Genomic DNA, 19745 nt, shown 5'->3' with positions numbered 1-19745 from the left:
CTATTCGAGCAATTGCCTGCAAACCCGCCTGATTTCGGCATAATCGGCATCCAGCCTACCGGACTGGAAAAGCCGGTCAATGCTGTGCAGACCGGGTTGTATCGAATCGATAAAATGCGGTTTTCTTTCGTAAAGTCCCCGAAGCCCGAAAGCCCCCATCGCCTGCAACAGCCGTACCAATACAAAACGATAAAAAACATGACGGAATAGTCCCGGCTCCACCGTCCGGTAAGCCTGTAATCCGCAGATATATCCATCCAGTAACTCTTCCCGTTGTTCATCAGGAATCACTACGATAGCATCATACAATAACGAAGCTACGTCATAAGGTAAAGCCCCTTGCCGTCCTCCCTGATAATCGATAAACCAAACCTCTCCGGCTCTGACCATAATATTCCGCGACTGAAAATCACGAAACATAAAACTATCCGCAGGTTCCTGAACCAAAGCATCTGTCAGCCTGACAAAATCATCTTCGAGCGCCTGCTCTGAAAAATCCGCTCCTGCCAATTTCAGAAAACAATACTTAAAATAATTCAGGTCCCACAGGATACACTGCCGGTCGAATACAGGACGTGGGACACAACGGGCATAATCCAGTCCCTGTCCCCCGATCAACTGAAACCGCAATAATTCGGACAAAGATTTCCGGTAAAGTTGCATCGAATGCTCCGACAAACTATTTCCTTTTCGCTCCTGCCCGACCACGTCCAATAAAGTTTGCGTACCCAAATCTTCCTGTAGATAAACCTTCCGATCTTCCGATACCGCATAAATTTGCGGTACATGTAATCCTTTCTCTGCAAAATGCCGGGAAAAATCGATAAACAAGCGATTTTCTTCCACATTTCGATTCCAGGCCGCAATGCACGACTCCCCGTTCCAATATATACGCCAATATTTACGTGCAGACCCGGAAGCCGGTAACATCTCGGTCCGGTCGGCTTTCTTCCCCCATTGCTGTTCGAATAAAGCCAGAAACTTTTGCTCTATCAACTGATTCACTTTATCTGTTATTGAAATCTTTTTACCCTAAAAAACAGCTGCTTCTAAGCAGACTTTTATCAAAACAAATGTTGAAATTTTTTACGAATTTCCCAAAGTTTCCGAAAATTTCAGAAAACAAAAAAACCGCTGTAAATACAACGGTTTTTCATGTCTTCATCTATTTCAGTGCCCAGGACAAGACTCGAACTTGCACAGCCTTTCGACCACTACCACCTCAAAGTAGCGTGTATACCAATTTCACCACCTGGGCCAATCCTTTACGTTTCAGATTATTTTAGAAATAATCTGAAACCGTAAATTTCAAAGTCGGTGCCCGAAATAGGACTCGAACCTACACGGCCGTGAAGCCACTAGTACCTGAAACTAGCGTGTATACCAATTTCACCATTCGGGCATTTAAAAGAACACTTTCAGTTTACGACCGCTGATTTTGATTTACGATTACTCAGGAAATAATCTACAATCTAAAATCGTAAACCTTAATTGAATTGGTGCCCAAGATAGGACTCGAACCTACACGGCCGTGAAGCCACTAGTACCTGAAACTAGCGTGTATACCAATTTCACCACTTGGGCAATCAAGTGTTGTCCCACCAGGATTCGAACCTGGACTGACAGAACCAAAACCTGCTGTGCTGCCATTACACAATGGGACAATCATTGATAGTGTCATTTTTGACGGTGCAAATATATGACCTTTTTTTTTTCCAACAAAAAAAATGAGGAAAATTCGAGTAAAATAATTATTTTCGTGCTTCATTAGTTGTTTCGTTATGAAGTCATCTTTTGATAACCAGACACTTAACACTTTATGTCTATTTATTCAAATACGCCCCAAGGGCAAGAAAGCTTCAAAACGGAGGAAATAATGATTTTTTACGCACATAATAATCGCAAATTTATCTTAATTAATGAATATGTATAAAATCAAAGATCATCCTAATTTAAGCTTCAAGCTGATTAACAGGGTTACCGGTTGGGTCACTTTCGTTATCGCGAGTATGACTTACATACTCACAGCTGAGTCAACGGCCAGCCTATGGGATTGCGGAGAGTTCATCACCACGTCTGTGGGCTTACAGGTGGGACATCCCCCCGGAGCACCGTTATTTATGATTATTTCGCGGTTGTTTGCGATATTTGCTCCATCGGCAGATACCCAAGCCTATATGATCAACTGTATGTCGGCCATTTGTTCCGGGCTGACCATTTTATTCCTGTTCTGGTCGATCACTCACCTGGCCCGTAAGCTTATTGTAAAAGAAGGTGAAGAAATGACTATGGGACAAATGTTTGCGATATTAGGAGCTTCGCTGATCGGTTCTTTGACTTATACTTTCACAGATACGTTCTGGTTCTCAGCCGTAGAAGGCGAAGTGTATGCGATGTCTTCTTTATTTACTGCGGTAGTTTTCTGGGCTATCCTGAAATGGGAAAATGTCGCTTTCGAACGTTATGCCAACCGCTGGCTGATCCTGATCGCTTACCTGATCGGACTGTCTATCGGAGTACACTTATTGAACTTGCTGGCAATCCCGGCAATCGTGTTTGTTTATTATTTCAAAAAATATACACCCACCGTACGGGGATTTATCAAAACAGGCATTCTTTCGGTATTTATCCTGGGTGTAGTTAATTTCGGAATCATTCCGGGCGTGATCAAAGTAGCCGGTTGGTTCGAGCTGACTTTCGTCAACGGAATGGGGGCTCCTTTCAATACCGGAGTGATCATCTATGTATTACTGATTATCGGGGCTTTAGTCTGGGGTATCCGTTATACGCTGAAAAAAGGGATGCCTGTCTGGAATACCATCCTGACTTGTTTTATGGTGATTCTGATCGGTTATTCTTCTTATTCGATGATCGTTATCCGTTCATTAAGCGATCCTCCTATCGACGAAGGAAGCCCTGACAATGTATTCTCTTTATTGTCATACATCAACCGTGACCAATACGGTGACGCTCCTTTACTCTACGGCCAGTATTTCAATGCTCCCCAAGTAGGGACGAAGGAGGGCGAACCGATCTATTATCAGAACAAAGAAACCGGGGTCTATGAAAAAATCGGTAACAAAACCATCTATGAATACGACAAACGGTTTTGTGGTTTCTTCCCACGTATGTACAGCGATACCCGGCCCAACTTTGCCAATCAATACCAGGCTTGGGCAGGAAGAAACAACGGTCCGACCTATACGGTCAACGGCGAGACCATCACCCGCCCGAGTTTCGGTAATAACATGCGTTATTTCTTCAATTATCAGTTAGGGCATATGTACTGGAGGTATTTCATGTGGAATTTCTCCGGACGCCAAAACGATATCCAGGGATATGGCGACATCATGCACGGCAACTGGATCACCGGCATTAAATTTCTGGATGAATTACGCCTGGGAAATCAGGATGAATTACCCGACAATTTGAAAAATGAAAAAGCAAACAATAAATATTATATGTTGCCTTTTCTGCTCGGTCTGTTGGGGATGTTTTACCAATACCGGAAGGGGAAAACCGGAAAACAGGATTTTTGGGTAGTCATGCTCTTGTTCATCATGACCGGTATAGCCATCATCGTCTTTTTAAATCAGACTCCGATGGAACCCCGGGAACGGGACTATGCTTATGCAGGTTCTTTCTATGCCTATGCCATCTGGATCGGCCTGGGTGTGCTTTCTATCTGGGAATTTCTGAATAAAAAGATCAAAAATATAGATCCACGGGTATCGGCCATTGCCGTTACTACGGTCTGTCTGTTCGCCATTCCGGTCAATATGGCCGCCCAAAACTGGGACGACCACAACCGTCATGCCCGTTATGCCACGACAGCCCATGCCCGTAATTACCTCAATTCGTGTGCTCCGAATGCAATTTTATTTACTTATGGAGATAACGATACTTTCCCACTGTGGTATGTACAAGAAGTGGAAGGAGTACGGCGGGATGTCCGGGTCGTCAATTTAAGTTTGTTATCCGGTTCCTGGTATATCGACCAGATGAAACGGAAAGCTTATGAATCTTCCGGAGTGCCGATTTCGTTCACTCATGAACAATACCGGGATGGGAAACGGGACTATGTATTGATCAGGGATCAGTTCAAAGAAGGAAACCTGAAAGATGTCATGGAGTTTGTCGCCAGCGACCTGCCTCAGACAAAATTACAGGGATATATCAAGGAACTCGATTTTATACCGACACGTAACGTTATCCTTCCGGTAGATTCGGCCAAAGTAATCGCCAATGGGACGGTTAAACCCCAGGATGCAGATCAGATCGTCAAAGACCTGAGACTGCATTTGCCGATGCAAGGCTTGACCAAATCACAACTGATGGTCCTGGATATTTTATCGACGAACAACTGGGAACGTCCGGTATATTTCGGAATCGGTATGGGTTCGGATGCCTATATGGGATTGGAAAAATACTTCCAGCTCGAAGGGGCGGCCTACCGCGTCGTACCTATCGAAACGAAAGAAGCCGAATTCTATGATTACGGACGGATCGACAGCGATATCCTCTACGATAATATCATGAATAAATTCGAATGGGGAAATATCAAAGATCCGAAAGTAAACATCGACTTCTTCCACGATCAGACCATCGCCGTCATGAAATACCGGAATACCTTCCTTCGGTTGGCCCAGAAACTGTATGACGAAGGTAAACAAGCCGAAGCGGTCGCCGTTCTGGATAAGTCATTGGAAGAAATTCCACTGTATCAGGTACCGGCAGACAATAGTATGCTGTTCTATATACCGATGTATTACGAACTGGGAGAAACCGAAAAGGCGAACCACTTGCTCAACGAACTGGCAACGAACAACTATCAGATGTTGAAATATGCCAATTCACTCGAGCCGAAATTTGCCAATACTCCGAGTATACAACAAGAGGAAAGACTCAGCATCGAAGTGATCAAGCAATTATTGGCTTTTGCCACCCAGGCAGGACAAAAAGAACTGGCACAGGAATTGCAGGACAAAGTATTGAGATTATATAATCCTTCACATATTTCTCCCGATAAACCGTTGATGAAGGATACGGCGGACAAAGCCGGGAAATAATAATTCATTTTATGCTGCATACCGGATGATATGCAGCATAAAATATACACACAAAAAAAAACGATATTATGATAACAACAGATCAACTGAAAGCAGTTGAAGAACGCAGTGGCGCTCTGAGGAGGTATCTTTGACATCGATCGTAAAAAAATAGAGCTCGAAGAAGTAGAAATGCGTACCCAAGCTCCTGATTTCTGGAACGATGCGAAGCAAGCGGAAAAGGTGATGAAACAGGTACGCGAATTGAAAGGCTGGATAGAAGGCTGTGAAGCTGTATCCCGTTCGGTAGACGACCTGAACGTCCTCTTTGACTTCGCCAAAGAAGGCGAAGCTACCGAAGAAGAGGTGGATACCCACTATGCAGAAACCCTGCAATTGGTGGAAGAGCTGGAATTAAAGAATATGTTACGGGGTGAAGCCGATCAGATGAGCTGCATCCTTAAAATCAATTCCGGTGCCGGTGGAACAGAAAGTCAGGACTGGGCTTCCATGCTGATGCGAATGTATATGCGCTGGGCAGAAGCCAATAACTACAAATTGACGGTCAGTAACATTCAGGAAGGCGATGAAGCCGGAATCAAGACGGTTACGTTGCAGCTGGAAGGCGATTTCGCCTACGGTTACCTGAAAGGTGAAAACGGCGTCCATCGTTTAGTCAGGGTCTCTCCTTTCAATGCCCAAGGTAAACGAATGACTTCTTTTGCTTCTGTATTCGTGACACCATTGGTGGATGATTCAATAGAGATAGCCATCAATGCGGCGGATATCAGTTGGGATACTTTCCGTTCGGGAGGAGCCGGCGGACAGAATGTAAATAAAGTAGAAACGGGTGTACGCCTACGTTACAATTACAAAGATCCGGATACCGGTGAAACCCGCGAAATCCTGATTGAAAATACCGAAACCCGTTCTCAGCTGGACAATCGTGAAAACGCTATGCGTCTGTTGCGTTCTATGTTGTATGATATGGAATTACAAAGACGGATGGCAGAACAACAGAAGATCGAGAGTAATAAGAAAAAAATTGAGTGGGGTTCACAAATCAGGAGTTACGTTTTCGATGACCGCCGGGTAAAAGATCACCGGACTAATTTTCAGACCTCCGATGTCGGCGGAGTCATGGATGGTAAAATCGACGGTTTCATAAAAGCCTACCTGATGGAATTCGGAGGTGTCGAATAAATTAGCCTAAGATGTTAGATTTTTCAAACAGTAAAATTCTGATTGTCGGAGATGTCATGCTGGATAAATATTATTTCGGCAAAGTAGACCGTATCTCTCCGGAAGCTCCGGTCCCCATCGTCAACATTCAAAAAGAAGAATCCCGGTTGGGAGGTGCTTCGAATGTCGCCAACAACATTGTCAGTCTGGGAGGACATAGTTTATTATGTGGTGTTATCGGCCATGATCTTTTCGGTAAAGAAATCGAACGGATCAGCCGCCACAAAAATATCGACACCTTTCTGTTGAAAACTTCCTCCCCGACAATCACCAAAGCACGGATTATCGGCGGAAAACAGCAAATCGTCCGGGTAGACTATGAAGATAAAAGCGAATTGAATGCGGACAATAAAAAGCTATTCCGGGACACGATCAGCCGGATTTTACCGGAATACGATATCCTGGTGATCTCAGATTACGGCAAGGGCTTGATATCCGAAGATTTATGCCGTTATCTGATTAAGTTAGCTCACAAATACGATAAAAAAGTCATTATCGATCCCAAAGGGAAAAACTGGGAGAAATATTCAGGCGCCGATATCGTCACTCCCAACGTTAAAGAGCTGAGTGATATCGTCGGTTATACGGTACCCAATACCGACCGGGCCATTGAAAAAGCAGCCCGGGAAGCGATTACGAACAATCACCTGACCGCCTTACTAGTCACCCGCAGTGATAAAGGCATGAGCCTGATCGGTCCCATTCCCCCCATTCATATCCCGACCCATTCCGAAGAAGTTTTCGACGTCAGTGGTGCAGGAGATACTGTCGTAGCGACACTCGGACTTTGCCTGGCGGCAGGTTTTGAAATCAGCGAAGCGATGAGAACAGCCAATATTGCAGCAGGTATCGTCGTGAAGAAAGTCGGTACAGCTACGCTTACCATCGAAGAATTAGTACAACAAAAATAAAAAATCCTGTTCCCTGCCGAAACGAATATTTTCAGAAAGGGAACAGGCTTTTTTACTTACCGCTACACATACCGATAAAGTACTGATGAAATGCGGCATTTCCGGTCAACTCCGGATGAAAAGAAGTCGCCAGCATATTCTTTTCGCGGGCAGCGACGACATGTCTTTCCACTTCACACAATACTTTTACCCGTTCTCCTGTACGGACAATATAAGGAGCCCGGATAAATACCAGCGGAATCTGTTCATCGCTTACCTCCGGAATCACCACCTGAGTATCGAAACTATCGATTTGCGTACCGTAAGCATTCCGTCTGACCGTGATATCCATCATTCCCAAATGCACAACCGGATCCTGATCCAACTCCTTTGCCAACAGGATCATGCCTGCACACGTACCCCAAACCGGCATCCCCTGCTGAATTTTTTCACGGAACGGTTCCATCATTCCGGTCCTGTTTAGTAATTTTCCCATGGTAGTACTCTCCCCTCCGGGTAAAATAATACCATCGATCTCGGCCAATTGTTCCGTATAGCGGACAACGACAGCTTCCTGCCCCAATTGTTCGATGTGTCGCTGGTGTTCGATGACAGCACCCTGAAAACCCAAAATTCCTATTTTCATGTAAAAAGTTACTGAGTTTAAATGGATATATCGGATTTACCAACCTCTCTCAGCATATTTATTCTCCAATGTTTTAATCTCGAGTCCTGACATAGCCTCTCCGAGGTTTTCCGACAGTTCTGCCAATTTCACCGGATCGTTATAATAGGTAACAGCCTGAACAATAGCTCTTGCCCGTTTTGCCGGATCACCGGATTTGAAGATTCCGGAACCTACGAATACCCCTTCGGAGCCCAACTGCATCATCAAGGCAGCGTCGGCAGGAGTGGCGATACCACCGGCAGCAAAATTCACGACAGGTAATTTCCCATTTTCGTGTACATATTTCACTAATTCATAAGGAGCTCCGAATTCTTTTGCCAGACTCATCAATTCTTCCATTCCGGCATTTTTCACCCGCCGCATATCATCGTTGATCTGGCGCATATGAGTCACCGCTTCAACGACATTTCCGGTTCCAGCTTCTCCCTTGGTACGAATCATAGCAGCCCCTTCACCGATACGCCGTAAAGCTTCACCCAAATTACGTGCTCCACATACGAACGGCACTTTGAAGGCTGTTTTATCTACATGATAAAGTTCGTCGGCAGGCGTCAATACTTCACTTTCATCGATAAAGTCGATACCGATGGCTTCCAATATCTGAGCTTCCACAAAATGACCGATTCTCACTTTGGCCATCACCGGAATAGAAACAGCTTTCTGAATGGCTTTGATCATCTGCGGATCGGACATCCGGGCAACTCCACCGTCACGACGGATATCTGCCGGTACTCTCTCTAATGCCATTACGGCACAAGCTCCTGCTGCCTCAGCAATTTTTGCCTGCTCTGCATTAGTCACATCCATGATCACTCCACCTTTCAACATCTGTGCAAGGTTTTTGTTTAATTCATATTTTCCCATAATTGTAGGTTATAAACAGTTTTAATAAAATATTATTTGAATCACTCAAATTCATTCAAAACCATAAATGGTCGTTTTCCGATAAATTTCTCCCGGCACTAAAAGTGTAGACGGAAACTCAGGATGATTGGGAGAATCGGGCCAGAACTGAGCTTCCAGAGCTACTCCGGCATAAGGTCCGTATTGTTTACCATCCTTAGCCTGCTTTACATTCAGAAATTTTCCCGTGTACACTTGCACTCCCGGATAATCGGAACATACATAAAGTTTTATACCTGTCTGATCATCAAAAAGTTCTGCCATTCGAATCAGTTTCCCGGAATTGTTGAATACAAAACAGTCGTCCAGTCCTCCCTGGTTTCCGATCACACCTTGTAAAGATGCCGGCGAAGTGAAATCATAATCTCCGGTAGCCGTAACAAAAGTCCCGTCCGGAATCAAATCGTCGGTCTTTAAATAGCGGTCGGTATATAATTTCAGGGTATGTCGTTTAATATCGGCAGCCTCCGGATTCAGGTTAAAATAAGGATGGTGAGTCAGATTGACAAAACATTTTTTATCGGTAACAGCTTCATAATCGATTCGTAAAGCTTTCTCCTGCAGCGAAAACCCGACTTTCACCTGTAGTGTTCCCGGATAGGCTTCTTCGCCGTCGGGACTGCAATAAGTCAACGTCAGCGAATCTGTACCGGCTTGTCCGACGTTCCAGATCTTTTTATCGAAACCACACAATCCTCCATGCAGATGGTTTTCACCATTATTTATCGCCAACTGATATTTTACACCGTCGATCTCAAATCTTCCCCGGGCAATCCGATTCCCATAACGTCCGATTATCGCTCCCAGATAAGCTCCGCTAGCAATATATTCCGGCGATTCGTAATCTTCGGCCTTTTCCATACCCAGCAACACATCTACAACCTTTCCCTGCAAATCTTTCGTCAGCATGCGGGTTAAAGTTGCCCCTAAAGTAGAAATATGTACTTCGAGGTGCGTATTTTTCAATATATAGATCTGTGGTTTCATACGTAAATACTTCTATTTATTCCAATTACTCTACCAATCCCTTACACTTTAAAACAAAAAATAACTAATTTCTTACTAACTGTTCGCAAAGATATTAATTTCCTTTAATAAAAAAGAGAAAAATCACCATCAATAATGAAAAGATATAGCGTGTATATCTTACCATTCTTAACAGTTTAAGTTGTGCTACTAAAAAAATGTTATATTTTTGTCCGAATATTTGCGTGCAGAGCATATAGAGCAGAACACAACTAACAATAAATATGAACACACTAGAATTAGAACATAGATTTGAAGAAATCTATGGGAAACGAGCGGAGCATACCTACTTTGCTCCGGGCCGGGTGAACCTTATCGGGGAACACACGGATTACAACGGAGGGCTGGTCTTTCCCTGTGCGTTGAGCTTCGGGACCTATCTTTTGATAGCGAAGCGTGAAGACCGTCAAAATCGTTTTTCGAGTGTAAATATGGATCGTTCTTACACCGCTAATGCAAACGCTTTCGAAGACAAACCTACCGCCTGGATCAAGTATCCGATCGGCGTGATGAAAGAATTTGCAGAACGGGGCTCCGACGTATGGGGGTACGATCTTTTGTACTATGGAAACATTCCGAATGGAGCAGGTCTTTCTTCCTCAGCTTCTATCGAGGTAGTCACAGCAGTGATGCTGAACGATGTCACGAAGGTACACCTCGATATGACCGAGCTGGTCAAAATTTCGCAAAAAGCTGAAAACGATTACGTCGGGGTCAACTGTGGAATTATGGATCAGTTTGCTGTCGGCATGGGCAAAGCCAATCACGCGATCGCTCTGGATTGTGCCAGCCTGAAATACGAGTATGTCCCTTTACATATGGAAGGATATAAGCTCGTCATCGCCAATACCAATAAAAAAAGAGGATTAGCAGATTCTAAGTACAACGAACGGAGAAGCGAATGTGAACAGGCGGTCGCTTCTATTTCAAGCCGGCATCCGATCACTTTCCTCTGTGAATTGACGCCCACCGAATTCGGGCAGTATTGTACTTCGATTTCCGACCCGATCGTTTACCGCAGAGCAAAACATGCTGTGCACGAGCATGCCAGAGTCAAACAAGCCATCGATGCCTTAAAAGCAGGTAAACTGACAACATTCGGGCAATTGATGAATGCCTCCCACCGATCGCTGAAAGACGACTACGAAGTGACAGGGATCGAATTAGATACCCTGGCTGAAGAAGGTCAGCAGCTGGAAGGAGTTTTAGGATCACGGATGACCGGTGCCGGCTTCGGTGGCTGTACCGTAACGCTGATTCAAGAAGAACAGGTCGATCGTTATATCCGGGAAGTAGGGAAAATCTACAAGGACAAAACCCATCTGGAAGCCACATTTTATATCGCCGACATCGGTGAAGGAGCACGTAAATTAAATTAATAATCACATAAAATTTTATTATGAATCCAAGTTTTCATATAATTGATTTCGTAATCGTCGGAATATACGCGATTCTACTAGTGGGTGTAGGTCTGTGGGTATCACGGACTAAAAAAGGACACACCAAAACTGCCGAGGACTACTTCCTGGCCAGTAAAGCATTGCCTTGGTGGGCTATCGGTTCTTCTCTGATTGCCGCCAACATCTCAGCAGAGCAATTTATCGGTATGTCCGGTTCAGGTTTTGCCGGAGGTCTGGCTATTGCTTCCTATGAATTTATGGCAGCTCTGACCTTGATTATCGTTGGAAAATTCTTCCTGCCGATTTTTATCAAACAAGGGATTTACACGATTCCGGAATTTGTGGAAAAACGGTTTTCGACCAATCTGAAAACCATTCTGGCTGTATTCTGGATCGCTCTCTTTGTTTTTGTCAACCTGACTTCTGTATTATTCCTGGGTGGTAAAGCCATCGACACGATTGTAGGTGTTGGAGATGGCAGTATGATCGTTCCGGCTATTATCGCGCTGGCTATTTTTGCAGCAGCTTACTCATTATATGGCGGATTATCGGCTGTAGCCTGGACAGATGTCATTCAGGTTGCCCTGCTAGTCATCGGTGGTATTATTACAACCTTAATCGCCTTGCATTACGTCACTCCCGACGGAGGAATCCTGAATGGAATCTCTCACATCGCCGATGCTGCCAGTGATAAATTCGATATGGTACTCTCCCGCGATAACAAGGAGTTCAACAATCTTCCGGGTATCTATGTATTGATCGGTGGACTGTGGGTAGCCAACCTATACTACTGGGGCTTCAACCAGTACATCATCCAACGTACCCTGGCAGCCAAATCACTGACAGAAGCACAACGGGGTATCGCCTTTGCAGCCTTCCTGAAAATGTTGATTCCTTTCATCGTAGTTATTCCGGGAATCGTTGCCTGGGTAATGTATTCCGAAGACCTGTACGGCGCCAGAAGTGCTTTCGAAATTGCAGGTTCTACCGCATTGAACAATGACAATGCTTATCCCTGGCTGATCAGTACCTTCATTCCCGTCGGTGTGAAAGGACTGGTACTAGCCGCCTTAGCTGCAGCGATCGTTTCTTCGCTGGCTTCTATGCTGAATTCAACTTCCACCATTTTTACGATGGATATCTATAAACCATATATCAATCGCGAAGCTTCGCAAACAAAACTGGTCAACGTAGGCCGTTTAACAGCCGGTATCGCCTTGATCATAGCCGTATGTCTGGCCCCGCTATTGGGAGGTATCGATCAGATGTTCCAATACATTCAGGAGTATACCGGTTTGGTAAGCCCGGGTATTTTGGCTGTATTCTTAATGGGATTGTTCTGGAAGAAAGCAACGAACAAAGGAGCGATCTGGGGTGTACTTTGTTCCATTCCAATCGCTCTGATCTTTAAACTCTTACCACTCGAGATGCCGTTCATGGACCAAATGTTCTACGCAACCTTGTTGACGATTGTAGTGATCTTTATGGTCAGCCTGAGCAGTAATCCCGCAGATGATGATCCGAAAGCGATCAAACTGACTGCCGATATGTTTAAAACAGACAAAGTATTCAATATTTGTGCTTATATCATCTGTATCTTATTGGTAGTGATCTACACCGCATTCTTCTAAAAAAAACCAGGGATGAAAGCTTATCTTTCATCCCTGATTCTATCCTTATTTTACAAATAGGTCTTCAGCCGTTTGTTGTTCTTCACCTCTTTCAATTTCCGGATCGCTTTAGTCTTCACCTGTCTGACTCTTTCACTCGTCAAACCTAATTTCGTTCCGATTTCTTCGAGTGACATCGAGGAATATCCGTTCAGGCCATAATACATACTTAAAATAGTAGCTTCACGTACCGACAAAGCAGCGAACGAACGTTCGATATCGGTTTTCAGTGAGTCCTGATTCAGTGAACTTTCAGGAGCCTGGATAGAAGGATCGGGAGCGATATATACATCGTAGAGGGAAATAGATTCTTCATCGGTCGTCAAAGGAGCATCCATAGATACCGGCTTCGTGGCGATCTTCATGTTTTCCTTTACCTCTTCAGGCGTCATATCCATTTTCTCTGCAATCTCTTCTTCTGTCGGTTCGCGTTGGAACTCTTGTTCCAACAAAGTATAACACCGATTCACCTTATTGATCGTACTGATCTTATTCAATGGCAACCGGATAAGCCGGGCATTTTCAGCTATTGCCTGAAGGATAGACTGACGAATCCACCATACAGCGTAAGAAATAAATTTGAATCCTTTGGTTTCGTCGAAGCATTCGGCCGCTTTGATCAATCCGACATTTCCTTCATTGATCAGATCACCTAAAGTCAGCCCATGATTTTGATACTGTTTCGCGACAGAAACGACAAACCGCAGATTACTCAATACCAGTTTTTCCCTTGCCGCCCGGTCTCCACTTCTGATTTTTTTTGCCAAATCGGCTTCTTCTTCGGGAGATAAAACATGGATTTTACCTATCTCCTGAAGATATTTCTCGATGGAGTACGACTCGCGCCCCGTAATTTGCTTGGTAATCTTAAGCTGTCTCATATCAGGATAATCGCTCTTAAAGTTAATAATTTGATTTATAAAAACAAATTTTCAGACTTCTTTTTCATCTTTCAGTAATAATACGAGACCAGCCAAGGCTTAGTTACAAGTAATCAGGTAAAAAAAAGTAACTTTTTTTTGGAGACACCAAAAAAATCCCTACTTTTGCAGTCCGAAGTGAGAAAATAATGCTAAAATATATTTTACAATGAAACGGACATTTCAACCCTCAAACACCAAAAGAAGAAACAAACACGGTTTCAGAGAAAGAATGGCAACTGCCGGAGGTAGAGCAGTATTAGCCAGAAGAAGAGCAAAAGGAAGAAAGAAGCTGACCGTATCTGATGAACGCAGACACAAGGCCTAATTCTTTACAGATATAAAAAAAGCTGCTCCGAGGGCAGCTTTTTTTATATGGAATAGCTTAAATTTGTCTGAGAAATACATCGAACATGAGTAAACAGGGAAAGAAAATAGAAGATATCGATCAATTACTGGCCATGGCCGGCTCCAACCTCAGCATCCTGGAGGAAGAAGTGGATATCAAGGTGCAGAAAGAATACTTCGAAATGGTAAACTTACTCAGTAAACGAACTGAAAACTACCAAAAAACAAGCAAACAATACCTGGAAAACATCAATGACCTCTATGACGATACGATCGACCCGGAAATCAAAAAGAAAATGCTGGTCGTATTGGCAACTCTGGACGATGTTTCGGTATACCGTGCTATCGAAAATTTTTCGAAACAAGACACTCCCTTAAAAAAATGGGCGATTATAGCGCTCCAACAATCCAGAATGTTATTACAATCGACTCTGCTGGACGATCCCGGTGTGTTTATCTCTACAGGGCTGGGAGGCCAAGGGCTATTATTGCGGTATTTCTGTGTGTTTTTTTACCGCGTTCCCGGCGACTTACCCTCTTTTCAGCAAAATACGCTGAAAAATGAAGCAGAAACAGCCATTAACAATGCTCAAGGCTGTATCGAATCTACGGAATTTAAAGGGAATTATGCCGTGATGCTGTTGCTCCTTCCTCTGAAAACAGAGCTTCAACCCCTTTTCGCAGGAATTATCGACGAATGTAATCAATACGGTAATTTCTTACATGAGAATATGATCATCACAAACGTGAAAAAATTGACGGATGAAGAAATCATGCACTTGTTGCATGCCAAAAACAAACCGGAATAAATGATCTCAAAAGGTAAAACGTAACTGCAAAGCAAGATCATACAATTTATTTCCTTCTACTTTCGTGACTCCCGAACCGATTACTTCCCGATCGGGATACACCGTAAATCCACCCTTCAGGTAACAAGTCAGGCCGTTTAACGGTTTCCAACTCAAGTTCAGGTAAGTACGCCACCCCTCTCCCATAAAAGAAGGAAAGGAGTATCCATACAGCACATTATTCTCGTATGCATAAATCCTGGACTGATAGGAATCGGTCTTAAACCAAGCCAAACGATATTGCATTTTAAAACGACTATTCCGGGTTGCATAAATCAAATCCTGATAGACCAGGAAACCTTTTTCCTTGATCTGTTCTTTATGGTAATGAGAAAGGCTGAAACGTGTTCTTAACTCCAACTGACGAGTTACCCGATAACCGATCTGATAACGGTATTCACTTTTTTCCCGCTGAACAGAGATTTTTTCTTTCGTATCTTCGGGATGGATCTCCCGTTTTAACCGAAAACGATGTTCCCAATTCCCATGCCGGTAACCGATCTGTCCCAACAGTTCCCACCCCGATCCGGGAATAGTAGCTCCATAACGGGGACTGAAAAAACGAAACCAATCATAGTACAGATTAATCTTCAAGTTTTTCAGAGGAGATATATCGGTACCGAAATACACCCCCTCCTCATTGGATGTATTGGAATATTCGCCAAATCCGGCAGCATAATGGGAGATATATTTTTTATCGTAACGACGATAAAGCAAACAGGCAGATAAGAATGAATTTCCCCACCTCAGCCCGTTGATCGTAGCCCAGGAACCGATTCCGCTAAAAGCCGTTTCTCCGAACCAATATATTCCGCGAAACGAAGTTTTATAATCCACACTCATCAAAAAACGTTTGTGCCCTGTATCGTTATATTGCTGATAAATACGATCCCCGATCATCAAGGCCGGTTTAAAATCATAATACAAAGCGTTCAGACCGAGCTTAAAGGCCGGTGCATTCCAATGTACGGCTCCTCCCGTAGTCAGTTCTTCCAGGGTATGTTTTTTCCGGCACTCGTTATTATTACGGTGATAACCGGATTCATACAAAGAAACCGACAGCAGATCCTCTTCTGCCAGTGTATCCGCCTGCACGATATTACCATCGGTTTTCTTCCTGGAAAAAAACACATCCGCCGTTACCTGCCGACAGGGTTTCAAAGTCAGGGCAACGCCTTTCAGGTAATTATTTTCATCGGCAGAAGTGTAGGGCGAAAAACCTTTGCCCGATTTCTCGTTTCCGACGACAACCTCCGATTTCCCGGAAGTAAAACCACCCCAGGCCACTAAGCCTTGCCCCCATTGTAAGCGGTAATTACCCAAAAGAATCCGTTGGAAAAAACGATCTGTATGAATACTTATGTGGGCTGATAAAAAATCAAAACCGGTTTTCTGATACCGGGTAAAATATCCTTCACCCGGATCATTTTCAAGAGTCAAACCAGCTTGCAGATGTTGTCCGATCGTCGCTTTATACTTGAGTAACAGCCCGACCGGAGGGCCATGGAAGCGATTATCTACTTTGCGTTCATACTCTTTCCGGGTATCGAAATCAACCGGAGAATAGGTTGTATACCCTTCCTGCAAGGGGAGACTCACTTTGGCACGGGTCAGTAATTCCTGTCGGCTACGTAACCTTATCGCTTTCACCCGGTCCTGCACTTCCGGATGCCCTAAAGTAATGAAAGACCGGATATTCTCCAGATCTTTCTTCCCAATTCCCGGCACCAACAATAACTCGTTGATATGAAGAAAATTCCCGTATTTCTTTCGAAATTCCAACAACTGGTCGATCTGACTGTCGGACAATAAAAACAACATCTTGAGGGAATCGAACCCGGCCGTATTTACGTTCACAGGAGTCATCAACAGATTAGAAAGGATATCGACCATCTCCTCGTATCCATCTTCTGTATTCAGAATATCATTTCCTTCCAACAAACGTTCAATATCAGGTAAATCCTGTGCCCAAACATCCAAAGAGACCAGTGAAAACAATAGAAATAACCCAAATTGCCAGCATCTCATCGTACTGAAAATTATACAACTTCTGCCAGGCCGGACCTCGCAACAAGCAGTAAGCTGTAGTTCTGCATCAGATATAAAATCCTAACATCCCGTTACCACAAGGGGGAACTCTCCATTAAAAATACCGACGGTATGAAATTAAGCGACGAAACAGAACGAACAAAAAATAAATTACCTTATACCGCCGGCATCACGCTATGACCACACAACAATAACACCTCATCTTATTATATTCTCAAATTTATGAATTATTTACTTAAAAACAAACTTAATTTAAAAATATTTACAAAAGAAAATCCCGTAAAGAATAGATAACTCTTTACGGGATGATATATCAGTCGGTTCAGATCAATTTGTTTTGAAATTATATTTCACCGCAGCCAATTCTTTATTGGCATCGACGATCTTCTTTTTCAAAGATTCTTTAAAATGAATCATCTTTTCTTTCAACTCCCGATCTCCGACAGCCAATATTTGTACGGCGAGAATTCCAGCATTCATCGCTCCGTTGATAGCCACTGTAGCGACAGGAATTCCCGGAGGCATCTGAGTAATAGCCAACAAAGCATCCATTCCGTTCAAAGAGGCGTTGATCGGCACCCCGATCACCGGCACCGGTGTCATGGCCGCAATGACTCCGGGCAGATGGGCAGCCATACCGGCTCCGGCGATAATGACTTCTATTCCTCTCTCTGCAGCCTGTTTGGCAAAAGCCTCCACCTCTGCAGGAGTACGATGAGCCGACAAGGCATTCATTTCAAATGGAATACCCATGTCATCCAATACTTTCGCCGCCTTCTCCATAATGGCCAGATCGGAAGTACTCCCCATAATAATACTTACTCTTGGATTCATTCGATATTTGTTTTATAAGGTAAAATTCATCAGACTAATCGATACAAAAATAAATATAATCTGATTTGTCCCTCCATATATGCCTTAAAAATATTACTTTTGTCCAAATAAATACTCAAAGGGATAGCAATTTAGCAAAATGGGAAATATCATATTACATGACAAAGAGTTTCGTCCTTTTATCGAAGCTACTAAAATCGATCAAGTCATTACCCGAATGGCCGAACAGATGAACCGGGAGCTAGCCGATACCCAACCTCTATTTTTAAGTATTTTGAACGGTTCTTTTATGTTCACATCAGACCTGATTAAACAAATCGTCATTCCGGGTACACAAATCAGCTTTGTCAAAGTCGCTTCCTATAGCGGAACCTGTTCTACCGGAGCAATCCAAGAGTTGATCGGGCTAAAAGAGGACATACAGAACCGTACGGTCGTCATTCTGGAAGATATCATCGACTCCGGAAGATCGATGAAGCATTTGCTGGAATATTTACATGCTAAGAATCCGAAACAAGTGATCGTCGCCACTTTATTCCATAAACCCAAAGCCGCAGTCTGTCAGGTACCCATCGCCTACAAAGGCATTGAACTGGAAAACGATTTTGTCGTGGGCAGAGGCTTGGATTACGATGGTTTGGGAAGAAATTATCCGGATCTCTATATCCTGAATGCCTAAGATTTTTTACTTTTTACCTTTTACTTTTTCATATTATGGCTTCTACGAATTTTGTCGATTATGTAAAAACCTTCTGCCGGAGTGGTGCCGGAGGACGGGGATCCGCCCATTTACACCGGGATAAACGAACGATGAAAGGCGGACCGGATGGAGGTGACGGAGGACGGGGAGGCAATGTCATCGTCCGTGGAAACCGAAATTACTGGACACTGATCCATTTGAAATACCAGCGCCATGTATTTGCAGGTGACGGCGGAAACGGAAGTGAAGACCGGAGTACAGGTGCCGATGGTGAAGATGTTACAATCGAAGTTCCTTTAGGAACGGTTGCCCGGGATGCAGAAACCGGCGAAACGATTTGTGAAATCACACAAGACGGGGAAAGTTTTATCCTGGTCAAGGGAGGACGCGGAGGTCTGGGCAATTGGAATTTCCGTTCGGCAACGAATCAAACGCCCCGTTTTGCACAGCCCGGAGAGCCCCGCGTCGAACGGACGGTCATTCTCGAATTAAAGGTATTAGCGGATGTGGGCCTCGTAGGATTCCCCAATGCCGGCAAATCGACCTTATTGTCGGTAGTATCTGCTGCTAAACCCGAAATCGCCAATTACCCTTTCACGACACTCGTTCCTAACCTGGGAATCGTCAATTACCGTGATGGACGTTCGTTCGTTATGGCAGATATTCCCGGTATTATCGAAGGAGCACACCAAGGAAAAGGACTGGGTATCCGATTTTTGCGCCACATCGAACGCAACTCGGTATTGCTATTTCTGGTACCTGCCGACAGTCAGAATATTCATCAGGAATATAACATCCTGTTAAACGAATTGAAACAATACAATCCGGAGCTTCTGGATAAAAAACGCGTATTGGCCATTTCAAAATCAGACTGTGCCGATAAAGAACTGATGGCAGAGATGGAGTGCGATCTCCCCGATATCCCTTATGTCTTTATCTCCTCTGTGACAGGAACCGGCCTTACCGAATTGAAAGATATACTCTGGAAAGTCCTCAATGAATAAATTTTGGCAGTTATATACCTTACACCGATAAATGTAGAATTATTTTGTTACTTGTTCGTCTTCGGTGTTCGTGTTGGGGGACCCGGTCGCTTCTGTCGGTCGTCTACCTTTTTCTTTCACTGACCGGCGGAACTCGCTTCGCTCAGACACCACCGGTCGGGCGTTCAGAAAAAGC

Annotated in this window: 16 protein-coding genes and 4 tRNA genes; 9 read left to right on the top strand and 11 right to left on the bottom strand. The window is 44.0% G+C overall.

Annotation, left to right across the window (positions count from 1 at the left end):
- From AC5RDS_RS10260 to AC5RDS_RS10240, 5 genes are all read right to left on the bottom strand, one after another.
- Entirely contained in the window at window positions 1-1005 is a 1005-nt protein-coding gene (locus AC5RDS_RS10260; protein WP_113028700.1) for an aminoglycoside phosphotransferase family protein, read from the bottom strand.
- Window positions 1006-1174: 169 nt separating this feature from the next.
- Window positions 1175-1258, bottom strand: a tRNA-Leu gene (locus tag AC5RDS_RS10255).
- Between the two features lie 60 nt (window positions 1259-1318).
- A tRNA-Leu gene (locus AC5RDS_RS10250) sits at window positions 1319-1402 on the bottom strand.
- 95 nt (window positions 1403-1497) lie between these two features.
- Window positions 1498-1584, bottom strand: a tRNA-Leu gene (locus AC5RDS_RS10245).
- A 9-nt stretch (window positions 1585-1593) separates the two neighbouring features.
- Window positions 1594-1664 (bottom strand) — tRNA-Gln (locus AC5RDS_RS10240).
- 261 nt (window positions 1665-1925) lie between these two features.
- Between AC5RDS_RS10240 and AC5RDS_RS10235 the strand changes: the two genes are divergently transcribed.
- From AC5RDS_RS10235 to rfaE1, 3 genes are all read left to right on the top strand, one after another.
- A complete protein-coding gene (locus AC5RDS_RS10235; RefSeq protein WP_013612277.1) occupies window positions 1926-5069 on the top strand; it encodes a glycosyltransferase family 117 protein in 3144 nt (1047 codons plus the stop codon).
- 68 nt (window positions 5070-5137) lie between these two features.
- Window positions 5138-6251, top strand: a protein-coding gene (prfB, locus tag AC5RDS_RS10230; protein WP_013612278.1) for a peptide chain release factor 2 whose coding sequence is annotated in 2 segments (ribosomal slippage) — window positions 5138-5200 and window positions 5202-6251 — 1113 coding nt in all. Because the reading frame shifts where the segments join, the coding sequence is not laid out codon by codon here.
- Between the two features lie 11 nt (window positions 6252-6262).
- Window positions 6263-7201, top strand: a complete 939-nt coding sequence (gene rfaE1, locus AC5RDS_RS10225; RefSeq protein ID WP_013612279.1) for a D-glycero-beta-D-manno-heptose-7-phosphate kinase — start codon at window positions 6263-6265, stop codon at window positions 7199-7201.
- A gap of 52 nt (window positions 7202-7253) precedes the next feature.
- Here rfaE1 and pdxT read toward each other — a convergent pair whose 3' ends face one another.
- From pdxT to AC5RDS_RS10210, 3 genes are read right to left on the bottom strand one after another with little or no spacing between them, the layout of a single operon-like run.
- Complete coding sequence (gene pdxT, locus AC5RDS_RS10220) at window positions 7254-7826, bottom strand: pyridoxal 5'-phosphate synthase glutaminase subunit PdxT (protein WP_013612280.1); 573 nt, start codon at window positions 7824-7826, stop codon at window positions 7254-7256.
- A gap of 36 nt (window positions 7827-7862) precedes the next feature.
- Complete coding sequence (gene pdxS / locus AC5RDS_RS10215; protein WP_013612281.1) at window positions 7863-8732, bottom strand: pyridoxal 5'-phosphate synthase lyase subunit PdxS; 870 nt, start codon at window positions 8730-8732, stop codon at window positions 7863-7865.
- Window positions 8733-8783: 51 nt separating this feature from the next.
- Entirely contained in the window at window positions 8784-9758 is a 975-nt protein-coding gene (locus AC5RDS_RS10210) for an aldose epimerase family protein (protein WP_013612282.1), read from the bottom strand.
- A 263-nt stretch (window positions 9759-10021) separates the two neighbouring features.
- On the opposite strand from AC5RDS_RS10210, the gene AC5RDS_RS10205 reads away from it, so the two are divergent.
- Together AC5RDS_RS10205 and AC5RDS_RS10200 are read left to right on the top strand one after the other, a co-directional pair.
- Window positions 10022-11176 (top strand): galactokinase, encoded by a 1155-nt coding sequence (locus AC5RDS_RS10205; RefSeq protein ID WP_013612284.1) that lies wholly within the window; start codon window positions 10022-10024, stop codon window positions 11174-11176.
- A gap of 20 nt (window positions 11177-11196) precedes the next feature.
- The gene (locus AC5RDS_RS10200; protein WP_013612285.1) at window positions 11197-12828 is read left to right on the top strand and encodes a sodium/sugar symporter; all 1632 of its coding nucleotides are present in this window, start codon (window positions 11197-11199) and stop codon (window positions 12826-12828) included.
- Between the two features lie 50 nt (window positions 12829-12878).
- Here the strand turns inward: AC5RDS_RS10200 and AC5RDS_RS10195 are convergent, their stop codons facing one another.
- Window positions 12879-13748 (bottom strand): sigma-70 family RNA polymerase sigma factor, encoded by an 870-nt coding sequence (locus tag AC5RDS_RS10195; protein ID WP_013612286.1) that lies wholly within the window; start codon window positions 13746-13748, stop codon window positions 12879-12881.
- A 208-nt stretch (window positions 13749-13956) separates the two neighbouring features.
- Between AC5RDS_RS10195 and rpmH the strand changes: the two genes are divergently transcribed.
- Together rpmH and AC5RDS_RS10185 are read left to right on the top strand one after the other, a co-directional pair.
- Window positions 13957-14115, top strand: coding sequence for a 50S ribosomal protein L34 (gene rpmH, locus AC5RDS_RS10190; RefSeq protein WP_013612287.1), 159 nt, complete (start codon window positions 13957-13959; stop codon window positions 14113-14115).
- An 85-nt stretch (window positions 14116-14200) separates the two neighbouring features.
- Window positions 14201-14944 (top strand): hypothetical protein, encoded by a 744-nt coding sequence (locus AC5RDS_RS10185; protein WP_013612288.1) that lies wholly within the window; start codon window positions 14201-14203, stop codon window positions 14942-14944.
- A 6-nt stretch (window positions 14945-14950) separates the two neighbouring features.
- On the opposite strand, the gene AC5RDS_RS10180 is transcribed toward AC5RDS_RS10185, so the two are convergent.
- Together AC5RDS_RS10180 and purE are read right to left on the bottom strand one after the other, a co-directional pair.
- The gene (locus AC5RDS_RS10180; RefSeq protein WP_046404253.1) at window positions 14951-17011 is read right to left on the bottom strand and encodes a helix-hairpin-helix domain-containing protein; all 2061 of its coding nucleotides are present in this window, start codon (window positions 17009-17011) and stop codon (window positions 14951-14953) included.
- Window positions 17012-17359: 348 nt separating this feature from the next.
- Window positions 17360-17866, bottom strand: coding sequence for a 5-(carboxyamino)imidazole ribonucleotide mutase (gene purE / locus AC5RDS_RS10175; RefSeq protein ID WP_013612290.1), 507 nt, complete (start codon window positions 17864-17866; stop codon window positions 17360-17362).
- Window positions 17867-18005: 139 nt separating this feature from the next.
- Between purE and AC5RDS_RS10170 the strand changes: the two genes are divergently transcribed.
- Together AC5RDS_RS10170 and obgE are read left to right on the top strand one after the other, a co-directional pair.
- Window positions 18006-18545, top strand: coding sequence for a phosphoribosyltransferase (locus AC5RDS_RS10170; protein ID WP_013612291.1), 540 nt, complete (start codon window positions 18006-18008; stop codon window positions 18543-18545).
- A 35-nt stretch (window positions 18546-18580) separates the two neighbouring features.
- Window positions 18581-19570, top strand: coding sequence for a GTPase ObgE (gene obgE, locus AC5RDS_RS10165; protein WP_013612292.1), 990 nt, complete (start codon window positions 18581-18583; stop codon window positions 19568-19570).
- The last annotated feature ends 175 nt before the right edge of the window (window positions 19571-19745 follow it).

The sequence above is a fragment of the Odoribacter sp. genome, assembly GCF_985060555.1.
This window is presented reverse-complemented; position numbering and strand designations above follow the sequence as displayed.